Origin of the sequence: Streptomyces longisporus, from assembly GCF_039532765.1 — a bacterium.
GTDB classification, from domain to species: domain Bacteria; phylum Actinomycetota; class Actinomycetes; order Streptomycetales; family Streptomycetaceae; genus Streptomyces; species Streptomyces longisporus.
This window is the reverse complement of sequence record NZ_BAAASG010000007.1, coordinates 248,471-263,185: the sequence shown is the minus strand read 5'-3', so window position 1 is coordinate 263,185 and position 14,715 is coordinate 248,471. Positions and strand designations below refer to the sequence as shown.

Sequence of the window (14,715 nt, the reverse complement as noted above, 5' to 3'; positions counted from 1 at the left end):
CCGCGTGCTGATCGACCTTCACTGGCGCCCACCTCGCAGTGAAGCGCCGGTCCCCTCCAGCTTTCGGCCGGGGGCCCGGCCCGTGGCGGAGCCACCAGGGGACACAGCGTCCCCCGGGAAGATGCAGGAGGCCGCCTCCTCGAAGTCGAAGAGGTGATTCGGACGGGGCCGGCCCAGGGCGGCGAGCGCGGCCTCCGCCGCACTCACTCCACTGCGGACCGCACTCTCCATGGTCGCGGGCCACCCGGTGGCGGTCCACGCTCCGGCCAGGTAGAGGCCGGGGGCTTTGGTACGGGCGCCGGGCCGCAGCCGCCCGACGCCGGGAGTGGGGGCGAACGTCGCCGTGCGCTCCCTGGTCACGAAGAAGTCCTTCACTTCGGCACCGCGCGTACCCGGAAGCAGCCGTTCCAACTCGGGCAGATAGCGCTCGCGCAGCACGGCGACCGGCTCGTCGATCTCGTCCTGCGCGGCCGACTGGGACAGCGCGAGGTACTGGCCCTCGCGCAGACCGGAGGCCTCTGTGCGGTCGAAGACCCACTGCACGGGGGTGCCGAGCGCCGCGAAGAACGGCCTCTGCAGCACCTTGCGGTCGTAGACGACATGGACGTTGAGGATCGGCGCGGTGCCGATCTGCAGGAGATTTTCCGGGGCGTCCAGCGCGCCCTGGGGCAGCAGGTCGTGGGCCTCGCGCTGGGGTACGGCGAGCACGACGGCGTCCGCGGTGAGGGTCTCTCCGGGAACCTGAACGCTCCAGCGCCCGTTCTCGTCAGTGAGGATGGAGGTGACGCGTGTACGGACCCCGGTACGGACGCCCGCGGAGTCGAGCGCCTTGCGGGCCAGCCGGTCATGCAGTTCGCCCAGCGGGACGTGCGCCCATCCGATGTCGGCCGCACCCGGGTCGGACAGCAGACCGGTCTTGAACACCATCGCGGCGAGCCCCAGCGAGGCGTCGCCCGCGACCGCGTTGAGGGTGGCGACCCCGACCAGGTCCCACAGGGCCTCGACGGCACGCGCCGACTGACCGTGCGCGGTCAGCCAGCTGCCGAAGTCCTGGGTGTCCAGGTCCGGATCGGCGAGGTCGAGCCCCTTGAGCGCGAGCGCGGCCCGGCCCACCTTGGCCCGCTCGGCGAGCGAGAGATGCGGATACGTGGCGAGGCTGCGCCCCAGGTGCAGAGGCACCGGCAGGGCGTCGCGCCGCAGCCTGCCCAGCCGCCGTCCCTCGGGCTTGTCCACGTCGAGTACGGGCACGTCGAGACGATCCTGCAGCGGTGCCAGCGCCGTTCCCTCGATGCGGTCCAGGAACCACCGGTAGGCCGTGCAGCAGCGCAGGTAGACGTGCTGTCCGTTGTCGACGGTCAGTTCGCCGCGCTGGAAGGAGAAGGCCAGGCCACCGAGTCTCGGCCTGCCCTCGATCAGGGTGACGCGGACTCCCGCGTCGGCTAGTGCGAGTGCGGCGGTGATGCCGGCCAGCCCGCCGCCGACCACGACGGCGTCCCTTGCGGAACGCCCCGCCGGATCCGCGAGCGGCTCCTCGGCCCGTGTGCCGTCGTCGCTCATCGTGCACCCTCCCCTGCGCGACCGCCGTGGTTGAACCGTGCACGGCCGACCGCTGCAGTCAGGGACGCCGTCCCCGCCCGGAGGGTTGCGTGCCGCATTTCGCCGGTGGTATCACCTTGGCCCTGTTTGTCCATCAGGCGCGCCTCCTGACGGTCCTCCGCGTCACATGCCGGGCGTCCAGCCCTGACAGTCCGCGCACGGCGACGTAGGCCTTCTCCCGGCCGGGCAGCGAGACCCGGCCGCGCAGCACGGCCTCCGGGTCTCGCTCGATGCGGTCGAGCAGCCGCCGGTAGATGCCGGCCATCGCGGCGACGCAGGCACCACTGCGCCGGTCCAGCATGGGCAGCAGCCGGTAGCCCTCGGCGAAAAGGGCGCGGGCCCGTCGCACTTCGAAGTGCACGAGGCCCGCGAAGTCGGAGCCCTCCGGTGGGGTCGGCCCGCTGAACCCGGCCGAGCACCCGAATTTCGCGAGGTCGTCGGAGGGCAGATAGGTGCGGCCGCCCTCGGCGTCCTCGCGGACGTCTCTGAGGATGTTGGTGAGCTGCAGCGCGAGGCCCAGAGTGTCGGCGTACTCCGGCGCGCGGTCGGCGCCGCGCGCCCCGGGTTCGGTGCCGAACACGCCGAGCGAGAGCCGTCCGATGGCACCCGCGACACAGCGGCAGTAGACCTTCAGGTCGTCCCAGGTCTCGTAGGTCTCGCCGCGTACGTCCATCAGCACGCCGTCGATCAGCTCGTTCAGGCCGTCGAGCGGGATCGGGAAGGTCTCGGCGGCATGGGTGAGGGCGACGGCGACCGGGTCGATGTCGTCCTCGGCGACCGACCCCTCCCGCACCCGGGTCAGCAGCGCCCGGGTGTCCTCGAGTCTTGCCGCCTTGACCTCGCCGGCCAGTGCGCCGTCGCCGATGTCGTCGACGCGCCGGGAAAACGCGTAGAGCGCCGACATCGCGCGGCGCTTGGGCGTCGGCAGCAGCCTGATGCCGTAGGCGAAGTTACGGGCCTGCTGTCCGGTGACGGCCTCGCAGTAGCTGTAGGCGGCGAGTACCGGTGCGGACACGTGTTGTTCCGACTCCACGGTCCGGATCACCCCTCTCCTCGCAGAGTCACGCCCACCTCGCGCAGCAGCTGGACCTTGCCGGGCTTGGGCGGGCCGGGAAATACGTCGTATTCCGCGGCGGCGATCGCCTTGATCGCCGCCCTTCCCCCCGCCACGAATCCCGCAAGCAGCAGCTTCAACCTGCCGTGGACGCTACCCACGAGAGGGGCGCCTTCATTCAGGAGATCGCGGGCGCGTTGTGCTTCGTACGCAACCAGTGCGCGCAACGATGCGCCCGCGGTGGACGTGGCGAGATCCGCCTCTTGGACATGGAAGTGCTTCATGTCCTCGGCGGGCAGGTAGATGCGGTCGCGGCCGAGGTCCTCGGCGACGTCCTGCAGGTGTTCGACGATCTGGAGGGCGGTGCAGATCGCGTCCGAGAGGCGGATGCGTTCGGGCGTCGAGGTGCCGGTGACGGACAGCACCAGGCGGCCGACGGGATTGGCCGACAGTTCGCAGTACGCGAGCAGGTCGTCGTAGGTTTCGTAGCGGCTGACGAGCTGGTCCTGGCGATTGGCGGCGATCAGGCCGTGGAATGGCTCGGGGGTGAGCGAGCGGCGGCGGACCGTGTGCTGGAGGCGGCGCAGCAGGGGGTGGTGCGGGGTCGAGTCGAAGACCCGGTTCAGATCGGCCTCGAAGGCGTCCAGGAGCAGCAGCCGGTCCTCGGCGTCCTCGGGCGACACGCCGAGCAGACGGGCGTCGGCGCCGCCGGGGGCCAGGTCGCCGTCGCCGATGTCGTCGACGAGGCGGGCGAAGCCGTACACGGCCATGAGGTCGGCGCGCCAGGCCCTGGGCAGGAAGAAAGGTGCCACGGGGAAGTTCTCACCCGCGGCCTTGTCGAGCGTGTCGCGCTCCGGATCAACGGCGTGCGACATGCCGGTACCCGTCACCGGTGACTGCCCTGGGCGGGGACGGCACATGCTGCGTTCAGCTGGGGAGTTTCCGTAGCCATTGCCGTCACATCTCCCGTTCTACACTGCCGACCCAATGCATACTATTTCGGACACGCCGCCCGGCCGTCCGCGCGGCTGTCCCGGCCGAGGGTGTCGTGCGTTATCGCCCCACTTGCCGCGTTTCGGGACCGGTACAGCTTACGTTGTACAACGCGGCGAGGTTCCCTGGGGTGTCCTGCACATCACAACAACACACCGATTGGCGTCAAGATTCCTAAGGCGAGACCGAGTTGACGTTTCCTTTGCAGACGCGGGGCCCCGCCGCAGAGGTTGCGGCGGGGCCCCGCGATCCGTCCTGGCCGGTGCGTCCAGGCCCGGATGCACTACTTGCCGGTGAACTTCTCGTACTCCTTGATGACCTCTTCGGTCGGCCCGTCCATGCGCAGCTCGCCGCGTTCCAGCCACAGGACGCGGTCGCAGGTGTCGCGGATCGACTTGTTGTTGTGGCTGACGAGAAACACCGTGCCGGCCTCCTTGCGCAGCTCACGGATGCGTTCCTCGGAGCGCTTCTGGAACTTGCGGTCGCCGGTGGCCAGCGCCTCGTCGATCATCAGGACGTCGTGGTCCTTGGCGGCGGCGATGGAGAAGCGCAGTCGGGCCGCCATGCCGGAGGAGTAGGTGCGCATCGGCAGGGTGATGAAGTCGCCCTTCTCGTTGATGCCCGAGAAGTCGACGATCCCCTGGTAGCGCTCCCTGATCTGCTCGCGGGACATGCCCATGGCGAGCCCGCCCAATATGACGTTCCGCTCGCCGGTCAGGTCGTTCATCAGGGCCGCGTTCACGCCCAGCAGCGAGGGCTGGCCGTTGGTGTACACGCGGCCCTTCTCCGCCGGGAGCAGCCCGGCGATGGCACGCAGCAGGGTCGACTTGCCGGAGCCGTTGGAGCCGATGAGGCCGATGGCCTCGCCGCGGTAGGCGACGAAGGAGACGCCCTTGACGGCGTGCACCTTGCGCACCCCACGCTCCTCGCCGCGCTTGATGATGCGGCTGAGGGCGGCGGTGGCGCTGCCCTTGCCGGTCTTGGCGCCGTGCACGCGGTAGACGATGTGGAGCTCGTCGGCGATGACGGTGGGGATCCGCTCGCCGGTCTGCCGGGCGGTCTGCTCAGCCACGGCCGTACCTCTCCTCCGCCTTCCAGAAGTACAGGAACCCGCCGAGGGCGATCAGAGCGGCCCAGCCGCCCGCGACCACCCAGACATGGTCGGGCAGGTTCTCGGAGCCGTAGCCGTCGATGAGGGCGAAGCGCATCAGGTCCATGTAGATGGCGGCCGGGTTCCACTGCAGGACGTTCGCCAGCCACTGCGGCTTGTCGGCCAGCATGATCGGGATGGAGAACATCACGCCGGACGCGTACATCCATGTCCGCATCACAAAAGGCATCAGCTGGGCGAGGTCCGGGGTCTTGGCGCCCGCCCGGGCCATGATCAGCGCCAGGCCGGTGTTGAACAGGAACTGCAGGGCCAGTACCACGGGGATCAGCAGCCAGGACAGGTCCGGGATGCTGCCGAAGCCGATCGCCACGGCGAACAGCACGATCATCGAGAAGAGCAGCTGCTGGAGCTGCTGGAGCGCGAAGGAGATCGGCAGCGAGGCGCGCGGGAAGTGCAACGCGCGCACCAGGCCGAGGTTGCCGGAGATCGCCCGCACACCCGCCATCACCGAGCTCTGCGTGAAGGTGAACACGAACACGCCGGTGACCAGGAACGGGATGTAGATGTCGCGCGGCAGTCCGCGGTTGGCCTTGAGCAGCATGCCGAAGATGAAGAAGTAGACGGCCGCGTTCAGCAGCGGCGTGGCCACCTGCCACAGCTGGCCGAGCTTGGCCTGGCTGTACTGGGCGGTCAGCTTCGCCCGGGAGAAGGCGAGGATGAAGTGACGCCGGTCCCAGAGCTGGCGGACGTACTCGACAAGGGAGGGCCGGGCGCCGCTCACGGTCAGACCGTACTTGGCGGCCAGCCGGCTCGCCGGGAGGCCCTCGTCGGGCGACATGGCCGCACCCTGGGCGACCGTGCCGTCGTGCGTTGTCTCACTCACTGGTGGAAACTTTCGTCTTCGGGATGCGCAGCCTGTGCGGGCTTGTGCAAGAGCCTGGGCCCGGGTGGGGCCGATTGCTCACAGTTACGAGCTTGTCAGATCACCGGAGGTCGGCCCAGCCGGGTCAGCCGCCACACGGTACGCCACTTCATCGGCCGGCGTGGCCCGCACGGAGTCGTCCAGCCTTCCCTGAACCCGCCGAACCATGCCTTCAGGGCGGGCCGCGAGGGGCGGCGGACGAGGGTGAGCAGCAGCCAGACCCCGAGGTAGACCGGGACCAGCGGGGCCGGAAGGTTTCGGCGGGCCAGCCAGACCCGGTTGCGGGCGACCATGCGGTGGTAGACCGCGTGCCGCGAGGGCGCGGTCGTCGGGTGGTACAGCACCATGTCGGACCGGTAGTCGATCATCCAGCCCGCGTCGAGGGCCCGCCATGCCAGGTCGGTTTCCTCATGGGCGTAGAAGAATTCGTCCGGGAGCCCGCCGACCTCGGCGAAGACCTTCGTACGGACGGCGTTGGCGCCGCCGAGGAAGGTGGTGACCCGGGAGGAGCGCATCGGGTCGGCGGCGCGCAGCCGCGGCACGTGGCGGCGCTGGGTGACCCCGGTGTCGGGGTCGGCGATGCGGAAGCTGATGATGCCGAGCTTCGGGTCGGCCTCGAAGGCCCGGCGGCACAGCTCGGCGGTGTCGTGCTGGGCGAGGAGCCCGTCGTCGTCGAGGAACATCAATATGTCGACGTCGCGGCCGCTGGGGCCGAAGGCCTCGATGCCGACGTTGCGGCCACCGGGAATGCCGAGGTTCTCGGGCAGCTCGATCGTACGGACAACCGACGAGAACTCCGTGACGTCCGGGACGGGCGAGCCGTTGCCGACCACGACCACCTCGACACGGTCGCCGTCCTGCTTGGCGACCGAGTCGAGCAGGGCGCGGAGCTCGTCGGGGCGGTTGCCCATGGTGATGATCACCGCGCCGACCTTCATGCCGCTCACTTCAGCCTGCTGGAGGCGAGGATGGACACCAGGTGCAGCAGGGTCTGCAGCAGCGCGATGCCGGCGAGTACGGCGACACCGAGCCGGGAGAAGAACAGGTCGCCGCGCACCTGGTCGGCGATCGCCAGGACCAGGATCAGCAGGGACGCCTCGATGCCGAGGATCAGCCGGTGGAACTTCAGCAGGGACGCGGCCTTGCGAGCCAGTGCCATGCCGGAGGAGCGCATCTCGGCGGCGGCCTCCTGGACCGGCGGCTTGCCCGTCTGGTGCCGGGCGACGCCGACCAGGTCGGTCTCGGCCTTGATCAGGATGGCACCGAGGGCGGCCAGGGTGCCGAGGAAGGCCCACAGCCAGTCGATACGGCCGCTGCCCCACAGGTCGGCGGCGCGCAGCCCGAAGCCCACGAGGACGGCGGCATCGGTGAGGTAGGCGCCGACCCGGTCCAGATAGACGCCGTTCAGCGAGTACTGCTTCTTCCAGCGGGCGATCTCGCCGTCGACGCAGTCGAGGAGCAGGTACATCTGCACGCAGACCACGCCGAGCACGGCGCCCGTGATCCCGGGCACCAGCAGGGCCGGGGCGGCGAGCACGCCGAAGACGGTCATCAGATACGTGAGCTGGTTGGGCGTGACCCTGGTGTTCACCAGGTAGCGGTCGACCCGCAGGGACACCTCACGCATGTAGAGGCGTCCCATCCAGTGCTCACCGCTGCGCCGGTCCTTGACCCCTGCGGGGTGGACGACCGGACGGAGTTCAGCTACCGATGGCCTTGACATAGTCGGCGTAGATGTCCTTGATCTGGTCGGTTTTCAGGTCGAGGTGTTCGAGGATGGTGTAACGGCCGGGCCGGGTCTCCGGGGCGAACTCCACGGCGCGGACGAACTCGTCCACCGTGAAGCCGATCTCCTCCGGGAGCACCGGAAGCCCGTGCCGGCGCAGCACCTCGGCCGTGTACGCCGACTCCTCGTGCGCGCCGCGCAGATACATCGCGAAGGCTGCGCCGAGGCCGCACTGCTCGCCGTGGCTGGCGGCCCGCTTGGGGTAGAGCAGGTCGAAGGCGTGGTTGATCTCGTGGCAGGAGCCCGAGGCGGGGCGCGAGTCGCCGGAGATCGACATCGCGATGCCGGTGAGGACCAGCGCCTCGGCGAGCACCTGGAGGAAGTCGTTGTCGCCGATGCCGCCGGGGTGGCGGAGCACCGCCTCGCCCGCCTGGCGGGCCATGGCGGCGGCGAGGCCGTCGATCTTCTCTCCGTTGACGCGGTTGGACAGCTCCCAGTCCGCGATCGAGTTGATGTTGGAGATCGCGTCGCCGATGCCCGCGCGCACGAAGCGCGCCGGGGCCTGGCGGATGACGTCCAGGTCGATGACGGCCGCGATCGGGTTCGGCACGCCGTACGAGCCGCGGCCGGCGTCGTTGTCGAGGGTGGCGACCGGCGAGCACAGCCCGTCGTGCGCGAGGTTCGTCGGTACGGCGACCAGGGGCAGGCCGACCCGCGCCGCCGCGAACTTGGCACAGTCGATGATCTTGCCGCCGCCCAGGCCCACGACCGCGTCGTAGTGGCCGGCCTTTATGTCGGCGGCGAGCCGGACCGCGTCGTCGAGGGTGCCGCCGCCGACCTCGTACCAGGTGGCGCCGGGCAGGGTCGGGGCGATGCGCTCGCGCAGCCGGGCGCCGGAGCCGCCGCTGACGGCGACGGCGAGCCGACCCGAGGTCGAGATGCGTTCGTCGGCGAGCACGCAGGCCAGATCGTCGAGGGCACCCGGGCGGATGTCCACGACGAGCGGCGAGGGGATGAGCCGGGTCAGTACTGGCACGCGATCTCCCGTCCGCGGGCGAGATCGTCGTGGTTGTCGATCTCGACCCACTGGACGTCGCCGATCGGCGCCACGTCGATCCGGAAGCCGCGGTTCACCAGTTCCTGGTACCCGTGCTCGTAGAACTGCTGCGGGTCGGTCTCCCAGACCGCCTTCAGGGCATCGGCCAGCTCGGGGGCGGCGTCGCCCTCGATGAGGGTCACGCCGATGTACTCGCCGGTCGCCTCCGCCGGGTCCATCAGCTTGGTGATCTTCGTCATGCCCTGCTCGGGGTCGACGACGACCTTCATCTCCTCGTCGGCCAGGTCCTTCACCGTGTCCAGGGCGAGGATGATCTTCTTGCCGTCGCCGCGGGCGGCGAGCAGCGTCTGCTCGACGGAGACCGGGTGGACGGTGTCGCCGTTGGCGAGGATCACGCCGTCCTTGAGGGCGTCACGCCCGCACCACAGGGAGTAGGCGTTGTTCCACTCCTCGGCCTTGTCGTTGTCGATGAGGGTGAGCTTGAGGCCGTACTTCGCCTCCAGGGCGGCCTTGCGCTCGTACACGGCCTCCTTGCGGTAGCCGACGATGACCGCGACCTCGGTCAGACCGATCTCGGCGAAGTTGCCGAGGGTGAGGTCGAGAACCGTGGGTTCGCCCTCTATGCCCGCGGGCCCCACCGGCACCAGCGCCTTGGGAAGGCTGTCGGTGTAGGGGCGCAGACGGCGTCCGGCGCCGGCCGCCAGCACGAGGCCGATCATGCGGGTTCTCCTTCATCGTGTACGGCGGGCGCCCCAGCGGACACCCAGAAGCGGATGCTCTCGACGAGCACCACCAGGGCGACGGCCACGGCGAGCACCGCGAGCGCGACCTTGAACTGCGAGGCGGTGAGCGCGGCGGCCAGGACGGTGACGAGCAGCGTCCGCCCTTCGTGCCCCCCGATGGCGCGCACCAGCCAGGCCGGGGGCGCTCCGGCGTTGCCGCGGATGCGGTACACCGTGTCGTAGTGATGGTAGGCGACGGCCGCCACCAGCCCGAAAGCCGCAGGAAGCGCCCCGTTCACGTCCGCTTTGGCCGCGAGGATCAGGACGGTGCCGTATTCGGCGGCGCGGAACAGGGGCGGGACCAGCCAGTCGAGGGCGCCCTTCAGCGGGCGGCGCAGAGCCTGACCTGCGGTGTTCGCGAACACGAGGGCGCCGACGACGGGGGCCCAGATCACGCCGGAGAACAGGGACACGGCGAGAACGACCGTGCCCGCGAGGGCGATCAGGAAGGGACCGCCGAGCTGGCGGGGGGTCACACGGCCCAGGAAGGAGGCGAGCGGACCGTTGTCCGCGAGGTCCGCCAGCGCCTTCGCCGCCCGGTCCGTGCGCTGGGCCCTGCGGGTCAGCGAGCGCAGCACCCGGCCCGCGGTCGTGTAAGTCGCCGCGAACGCGCAGCCGATGAGCAGCACGTAGAAGGTGATGCGGGGTGTCGTGACCGCCGTGAGGACCGCGATCATCGCCCAGCGCTCGCCGATCGGCAGCACGATCATGCGGCGCACCCACACCGTCCAGCCGACGCTGTCCAGCTTGTCGGAAAGGGCCGCCGTGGGGCTGGTGTTGGCGGTGGCGTCGTGGTTGGCCTCGTTGAAGGAGAAGTCGACGACGTGCCGGCAGGTCTGCAGGATCATCGCGCCGAGCGCCAGCGCCCATACGTCGTCGCCGCCGCGGGCCGCTCCCAGCGCCAACCCGGCGTAGTAGGCGTACTCCTTGGCCCGGTCGAAGGTGGCGTCCAGCCAGGCGCCGAGCGTGGAGTACTGCAGGGAGTAGCGGGCCAACTGGCCGTCGGTGCAGTCCAGTACGAAGGAGGCGATCAGCAGGACGCCCGCGGCGACGAAGCCGACCCGGGTGCCGGTGGCCGCGCAGCCCGCCGCGATCAGCGCGGTGAGCAGGGAGGCGGTGGTGACCTGGTTGGGGGTCAGACCGCGGCGGGCGCACCAGCGGGCGATGTAGCGGGAGTACGGGCTGATGAAGAACGTGGTGAAGAAGCCGTCCCGGGACTTCACGGCCGACTTCAGACGTACGGCCTCGTCGTCGACGTTCGCGACGGCCTGCCGTGCCTCGTTGCGGGACTGCGGGTCTGCGGGGACGGCGGCGACCAGGCTGCCGAGTTCCGGGCGGTGCACATCGGCGCCGTCGCTGTCGAGGGCGGTGGCGATGCGGTCGGTGAGGCTGTCGACGGCGAGTGCCGTGCCGCCGCCGTCGGCCGAGTTCTCACGGGCCATCGCACGGGTGAGGGTCTGGCGGCCGGCCGGCTGGGCCGTGACGGCGCCCGGGATCGCGACGAGCTGGAAGCGGGGGTCGGTGAGGCCGAGGCGCAGGGCGTGCAGATGGCCCACGAAGCGGGCGTCGACCACGGCGACCCGCTGGTCGCCGGGGACCTGGGCCAGCAGCGTCTCGGCGTCGGCGGTGTCGGCGGCGATCCGTACCTCGAAACCGAGGGACCGCAGATCGCCCTCGATCGACGATCCGGGGACCGGCTGACCGGTGAGGATGGCGGTCGACAACCGAACTCACTCCCTGGGTGCCGACGCGCCGGCGCCGGTCATGTGCATGGTGGGCGCCCCTTGGCTGCACCAGGCGGGCGGCATGTCGGCAGAGGCTATCGGATGCCGGGAGAGCGGAGTTCACCGCCCGTTCACGGGTCGATCAACGCCGTCTCCACTGGCCTTTGCCGCGATCATCATCGGTGATCCGGGGTCCCGCCGACAAACCGCGGTGCCCAGATCAGGCATCCGGGACATTGGGGAGCGCCGGGTGCTGTCGGCATAGGGTGGGCGACCATGACATGGCTGATCACAGGCGGAGCGGGATACATCGGGGCCCATGTGGCGCGGGCCATGACCGGAGACGGGGAGCGTGCCGTCGTACTCGACGACCTCTCGGCCGGGTTCCCCGAGCGGCTGCCGGCGGACGTGCCGCTCGTCGAGGGCTCGACGCTCAACGGCGACCTGCTGAAGCGGGTGTTCGCCGAGTACGGGGTGACCGGCGTCGTCCATCTCGCCGCGCGCAAGCAGGTCGCCGAGTCCGTGGCGCAGCCCACTCGCTACTACCGGGAGAACGTCGGGGGTCTCGCGACGCTTCTGGAGGCGGTCGCCGAGGCCGGGGTCGGGAAGTTCCTGTTCTCCTCGTCCGCGGCCGTCTACGGCAACCCCGATGTGGACCTCATCACCGAGGACACCCCGTGCGCGCCGGTGAACCCGTACGGCGAGACCAAGCTCACCGGTGAGTGGCTGGTCCGGGCGGCGGGCCTGGCACACGACATCTCCACGGTCTGCCTGCGCTATTTCAACGTGGCGGGCGCCGCCGCACCCGAGCTGGCGGACACCGGCGTCTTCAACATCGTCCCCATGGTCTTCGACCGGCTCACCCGCGACGAGGCCCCGCGGATCTTCGGCGACGACTACCCGACTCCGGACGGCACCTGCATCCGCGACTACATCCACGTCGCCGACCTGGCCGAGGCGCATCTGGCCGCGGCACGGCGGCTCGCCGGCCGCAGCGGTGACCTCACGGTGAACATCGGCCGCGGCGAGGGCGTCTCCGTCCGCGAGCTGATCACCGTCATCGGCGAGGTGACCGGCGACCGCCGCCCGGCCCTGGTCGAGGGCCGCCGCCCCGGCGACGCGCCCCGCGCGGTCGCCTCCGCCGCCCGGGCCGCACAGGAGCTGGGCTGGACCGCACGGCGCGGAGTGCCCGAGATGGTGGAGTCGGCCTGGCAGGGCTGGCTGCTGCACCACGGCAAGTGACACCGCGGCAAGGGAACTGAGCTGCCCTGACCTGCATATCGTTTCCGCAGGTCAGGGCACATGACAACGGTGTTCAGTGCCGCGTTGCCCGATACCCCCCGCCCGTAGTTCACTGTCATCCCGGGCGCAACACAGGAAGGCGGCTGCCATGGGGGCTGGGCACGATCACGGGCACGGGCACTCGCATGCCCCGCCCACCGGTACGGCCGCGGCGGCGTACCGCGGGCGGCTGCGCGTCGCACTGTCGATCACGCTCACCGTCATGGTGGTCGAGATCGTCGGCGGTCTGCTCGCCGACTCGCTCGCGCTGATCGCGGACGCCGCCCACATGGCGACCGACGCCCTGGGCCTGGGCATGTCGCTGTTCGCGATCCACTTCGCGAGCCGCCCGCCGAGCGGCAACCGCACCTTCGGGTACGCCCGCGCCGAGATCCTCGCGGCGCTCGCCAACTGTCTGCTGCTGCTCGGCGTCGGCGGCTACGTCCTGTTCGAGGCGATCCAGCGTTTCGTCACGCCCGCCGACACCGCGGGCGGGACGACCATCGTGTTCGGTGCGATCGGCCTGGTCGCGAACATGATCTCGATGACGCTGCTGATGCGTGGCCGGCAGGAGAGCCTGAATGTGCGCGGGGCGTTCCTGGAGGTCGCCGCGGACGCGCTCGGCTCGCTCGCCGTGATCATCTCCGCGCTGGTGATCCTGGCCACCGGCTGGCAGGCCGCCGACCCGATCGCCTCGCTCGTGATCGGCCTGATGATCGTGCCGCGCACCTGGAAGCTGCTGCGCGAGACCCTGGACGTCCTGCTGGAGGCGGCCCCCAGGGACGTCGACATGGCGGACGTACGGGCCCACATCCTGGACCTGGACGGGGTCGAGGACGTCCACGACCTGCACGCCTGGACGATCACGTCCGGGATGCCGGTGCTGTCCGCGCACGTGGTCGTGCGTTCCGACGTCCTGAGCGCCATCGGCCACGAGAAGATGCTCCACGAGCTCCAGGAGTGCCTCGGCGACCACTTCGACGTGGCCCACTGCACCTTCCAGCTGGAACCGGGCGGGCACGCGGAACACGAGGCGAGGGTGTGCCATTGAGGCAGGTGTGCCGCAGCTTGGCCGGAATGCAGCCGTCCGGCGTGACCCCGCGTCGTTAAGCCTCACAGCGCTGCCCCGGACGGTTCCCCGCCGACCGCCAAGGGCACGATCAACTACCGGGCCCCTCTTCCGGTCTTCAACCGGTGACGGCCGTTCCCGCGCCGCGCGCGGGACATGCGGGCGCGCCGCGAAGTGCCGGGAGTGCCGGATTCGTACGGCAGACTTGGGGCGCGAAGACCGATGTGAAGGATGGGTATGCCGATCACACCTGCTACCGCGACGCACACTTCGTCGAACGGCGCCGCAGACGCGATTTTGCTGGAACTGGTCGACGAGAACGGCGTCACGATCGGCACCGCGGAGAAGCTCGCCGCCCACCAGCCGCCGGGGCAGCTGCACCGCGCCTTCTCCGTCTTCCTCTTCGACGAGCGCGGCAGACTGCTGCTGCAGCAGCGGGCCCTGGGCAAGTACCACTCCCCCGGCGTGTGGTCCAACACCTGCTGCGGCCACCCCTACCCCGGAGAGGCGCCCTTCGCGGCGGCGGCCCGGCGCACGTACGAGGAGCTGGGGGTGTCCCCCTCGCTGCTCGCCGAGGCGGGCACGGTCCGCTACAACCACCCGGACCCGGATTCGGGCCTGGTCGAGCAGGAGTACAACCACCTTTTCGTCGGCATGGTGCAGTCGCCCCTGCGGCCGGACCCGGAGGAGGTCGGCGCGACGGCCTTCGTGACGCCCGTGGAGCTCGCGGAGCGGCACGCCAAGGACACCTTCTCGTCCTGGTTCATGACCGTGCTGGACGCGGCCCGCCCGGCCGTCAGGGAGCTGACCGGGCCGTCGGCCGGCTGGTGACCTCCGTCAGAGCACCCTCAGGGGTTTGAGCGGCAGGGCGGCCCAGATCACCTTGCCGCCGCTCGACGTGTGCTCGACGTCGCACACACCGCCCGCCTCCCGGGCGACCTCGCTGACCAGGAGCAGCCCCCGGCCGCCCTCGCCGCTGTGGTCGGTCTCCAGAGCGGTCGGGCGGTAGGGGTGGTTGTCCTCCACGGACACCCGCACCCACTCGGCGCCGACGGCGACCTCCACGGCGAGCATCGGCGAGAGCAGCGCCGCGTGCCGGACGGCGTTCGTGACCAGCTCCGAGACGATCAGCAGCAGGCCGTGGACCAGATCGTCGGAGACCGGCACCCCCTGGCGGTGGAGCAGGTCCCGCACGGCGTGCCGGGCCTGCGGGACGGAGGCCTCGATGGCGGGAGCGGTGAACCGCCAGACGCCTTCGTACGGCAGCGGGTCCGCGGGCGGCCCCGGGTCGCGGCGCTCGTCGGCGCCGCCTTCTGGGCGTGGGCCGGACCCGCGCCCATGGTTGTCCATCGTCCGGTCGCCACCCTTGCGCTCGATTGTCACCACACGTCGAGTGTTGG

At 70.5% G+C, this 14,715-nt stretch carries 15 protein-coding genes; 3 read left to right on the top strand and 12 right to left on the bottom strand.

The genetic code is table 11. The annotated features are described in order from the left end of the window. Positions 1–18: 18 nt before the first annotated feature. The 11 genes from hpnE to ABD355_RS12720 all read right to left on the bottom strand — a co-directional run bounded on the left by hpnE (position 19) and on the right by ABD355_RS12720 (position 10,965). The gene (gene hpnE, locus ABD355_RS12765; RefSeq protein WP_344400333.1) at positions 19–1,557 is read right to left on the bottom strand and encodes a hydroxysqualene dehydroxylase HpnE; all 1,539 of its coding nucleotides are present in this window, start codon (positions 1,555–1,557) and stop codon (positions 19–21) included. Beyond that, positions 1,554–1,655 (bottom strand): DUF6380 family protein, encoded by a 102-nt coding sequence (locus ABD355_RS44675; RefSeq protein ID WP_425585733.1) that lies wholly within the window; start codon positions 1,653–1,655, stop codon positions 1,554–1,556. Before ABD355_RS44675 ends, hpnE begins: the two co-directional genes overlap by 4 nt. Before the next feature lie 35 nt (positions 1,656–1,690). Then, positions 1,691–2,641, bottom strand: coding sequence for a presqualene diphosphate synthase HpnD (gene hpnD / locus ABD355_RS12760; RefSeq protein ID WP_344400332.1), 951 nt, complete (start codon positions 2,639–2,641; stop codon positions 1,691–1,693). Further along, positions 2,638–3,525, bottom strand: coding sequence for a squalene synthase HpnC (gene hpnC / locus ABD355_RS12755; protein ID WP_425585732.1), 888 nt, complete (start codon positions 3,523–3,525; stop codon positions 2,638–2,640). The genes hpnD and hpnC overlap by 4 nt, the downstream gene beginning before the upstream one ends. 401 nt (positions 3,526–3,926) lie before the next feature. After that, on the bottom strand, positions 3,927–4,715 hold the full coding sequence (locus ABD355_RS12750; RefSeq protein WP_344400330.1) for an ABC transporter ATP-binding protein: 789 nt from the start codon (positions 4,713–4,715) through the stop codon (positions 3,927–3,929). Further along, positions 4,708–5,637: an ABC transporter permease gene (locus ABD355_RS12745; protein WP_344400329.1), complete on the bottom strand. Its 930-nt coding sequence runs from the start codon at positions 5,635–5,637 to the stop codon at positions 4,708–4,710. Before ABD355_RS12745 ends, ABD355_RS12750 begins: the two co-directional genes overlap by 8 nt. A gap of 95 nt (positions 5,638–5,732) precedes the next feature. Beyond that, positions 5,733–6,614, bottom strand: coding sequence for a glycosyltransferase family 2 protein (locus ABD355_RS12740; protein WP_344401196.1), 882 nt, complete (start codon positions 6,612–6,614; stop codon positions 5,733–5,735). 5 nt (positions 6,615–6,619) lie between these two features. After that, positions 6,620–7,399, bottom strand: coding sequence for a CDP-alcohol phosphatidyltransferase family protein (locus ABD355_RS12735; protein ID WP_344400328.1), 780 nt, complete (start codon positions 7,397–7,399; stop codon positions 6,620–6,622). After that, the gene (locus ABD355_RS12730) at positions 7,377–8,438 is read right to left on the bottom strand and encodes an iron-containing alcohol dehydrogenase family protein (protein ID WP_344400327.1); all 1,062 of its coding nucleotides are present in this window, start codon (positions 8,436–8,438) and stop codon (positions 7,377–7,379) included. Before ABD355_RS12730 ends, ABD355_RS12735 begins: the two co-directional genes overlap by 23 nt. After that, the gene (locus ABD355_RS12725; protein ID WP_344400326.1) at positions 8,426–9,178 is read right to left on the bottom strand and encodes a phosphocholine cytidylyltransferase family protein; all 753 of its coding nucleotides are present in this window, start codon (positions 9,176–9,178) and stop codon (positions 8,426–8,428) included. Before ABD355_RS12725 ends, ABD355_RS12730 begins: the two co-directional genes overlap by 13 nt. Further along, positions 9,175–10,965 (bottom strand): DUF5941 domain-containing protein, encoded by a 1,791-nt coding sequence (locus ABD355_RS12720; RefSeq protein WP_344400325.1) that lies wholly within the window; start codon positions 10,963–10,965, stop codon positions 9,175–9,177. The genes ABD355_RS12725 and ABD355_RS12720 overlap by 4 nt, the downstream gene beginning before the upstream one ends. Before the next feature lie 276 nt (positions 10,966–11,241). Here ABD355_RS12720 and galE point away from each other — a divergent pair, with 276 nt between their 5' ends. The 3 genes from galE (at position 11,242) to idi (ending at position 14,146) form a co-directional block, all read left to right on the top strand. Then, positions 11,242–12,207: a UDP-glucose 4-epimerase GalE gene (gene galE / locus ABD355_RS12715; protein WP_344400324.1), complete on the top strand. Its 966-nt coding sequence runs from the start codon at positions 11,242–11,244 to the stop codon at positions 12,205–12,207. A 148-nt stretch (positions 12,208–12,355) separates the two neighbouring features. After that, a complete protein-coding gene (locus tag ABD355_RS12710; protein WP_344400323.1) occupies positions 12,356–13,297 on the top strand; it encodes a cation diffusion facilitator family transporter in 942 nt (313 codons plus the stop codon). Between the two features lie 255 nt (positions 13,298–13,552). Continuing rightward, on the top strand, positions 13,553–14,146 hold the full coding sequence (gene idi / locus ABD355_RS12705) for an isopentenyl-diphosphate Delta-isomerase (RefSeq protein WP_344400322.1): 594 nt from the start codon (positions 13,553–13,555) through the stop codon (positions 14,144–14,146). 6 nt (positions 14,147–14,152) lie between these two features. Here idi and ABD355_RS12700 read toward each other — a convergent pair whose 3' ends face one another. Next, a complete protein-coding gene (locus ABD355_RS12700) occupies positions 14,153–14,665 on the bottom strand; it encodes an ATP-binding protein (protein ID WP_344401195.1) in 513 nt (170 codons plus the stop codon). Positions 14,666–14,715: the final 50 nt, after the last annotated feature.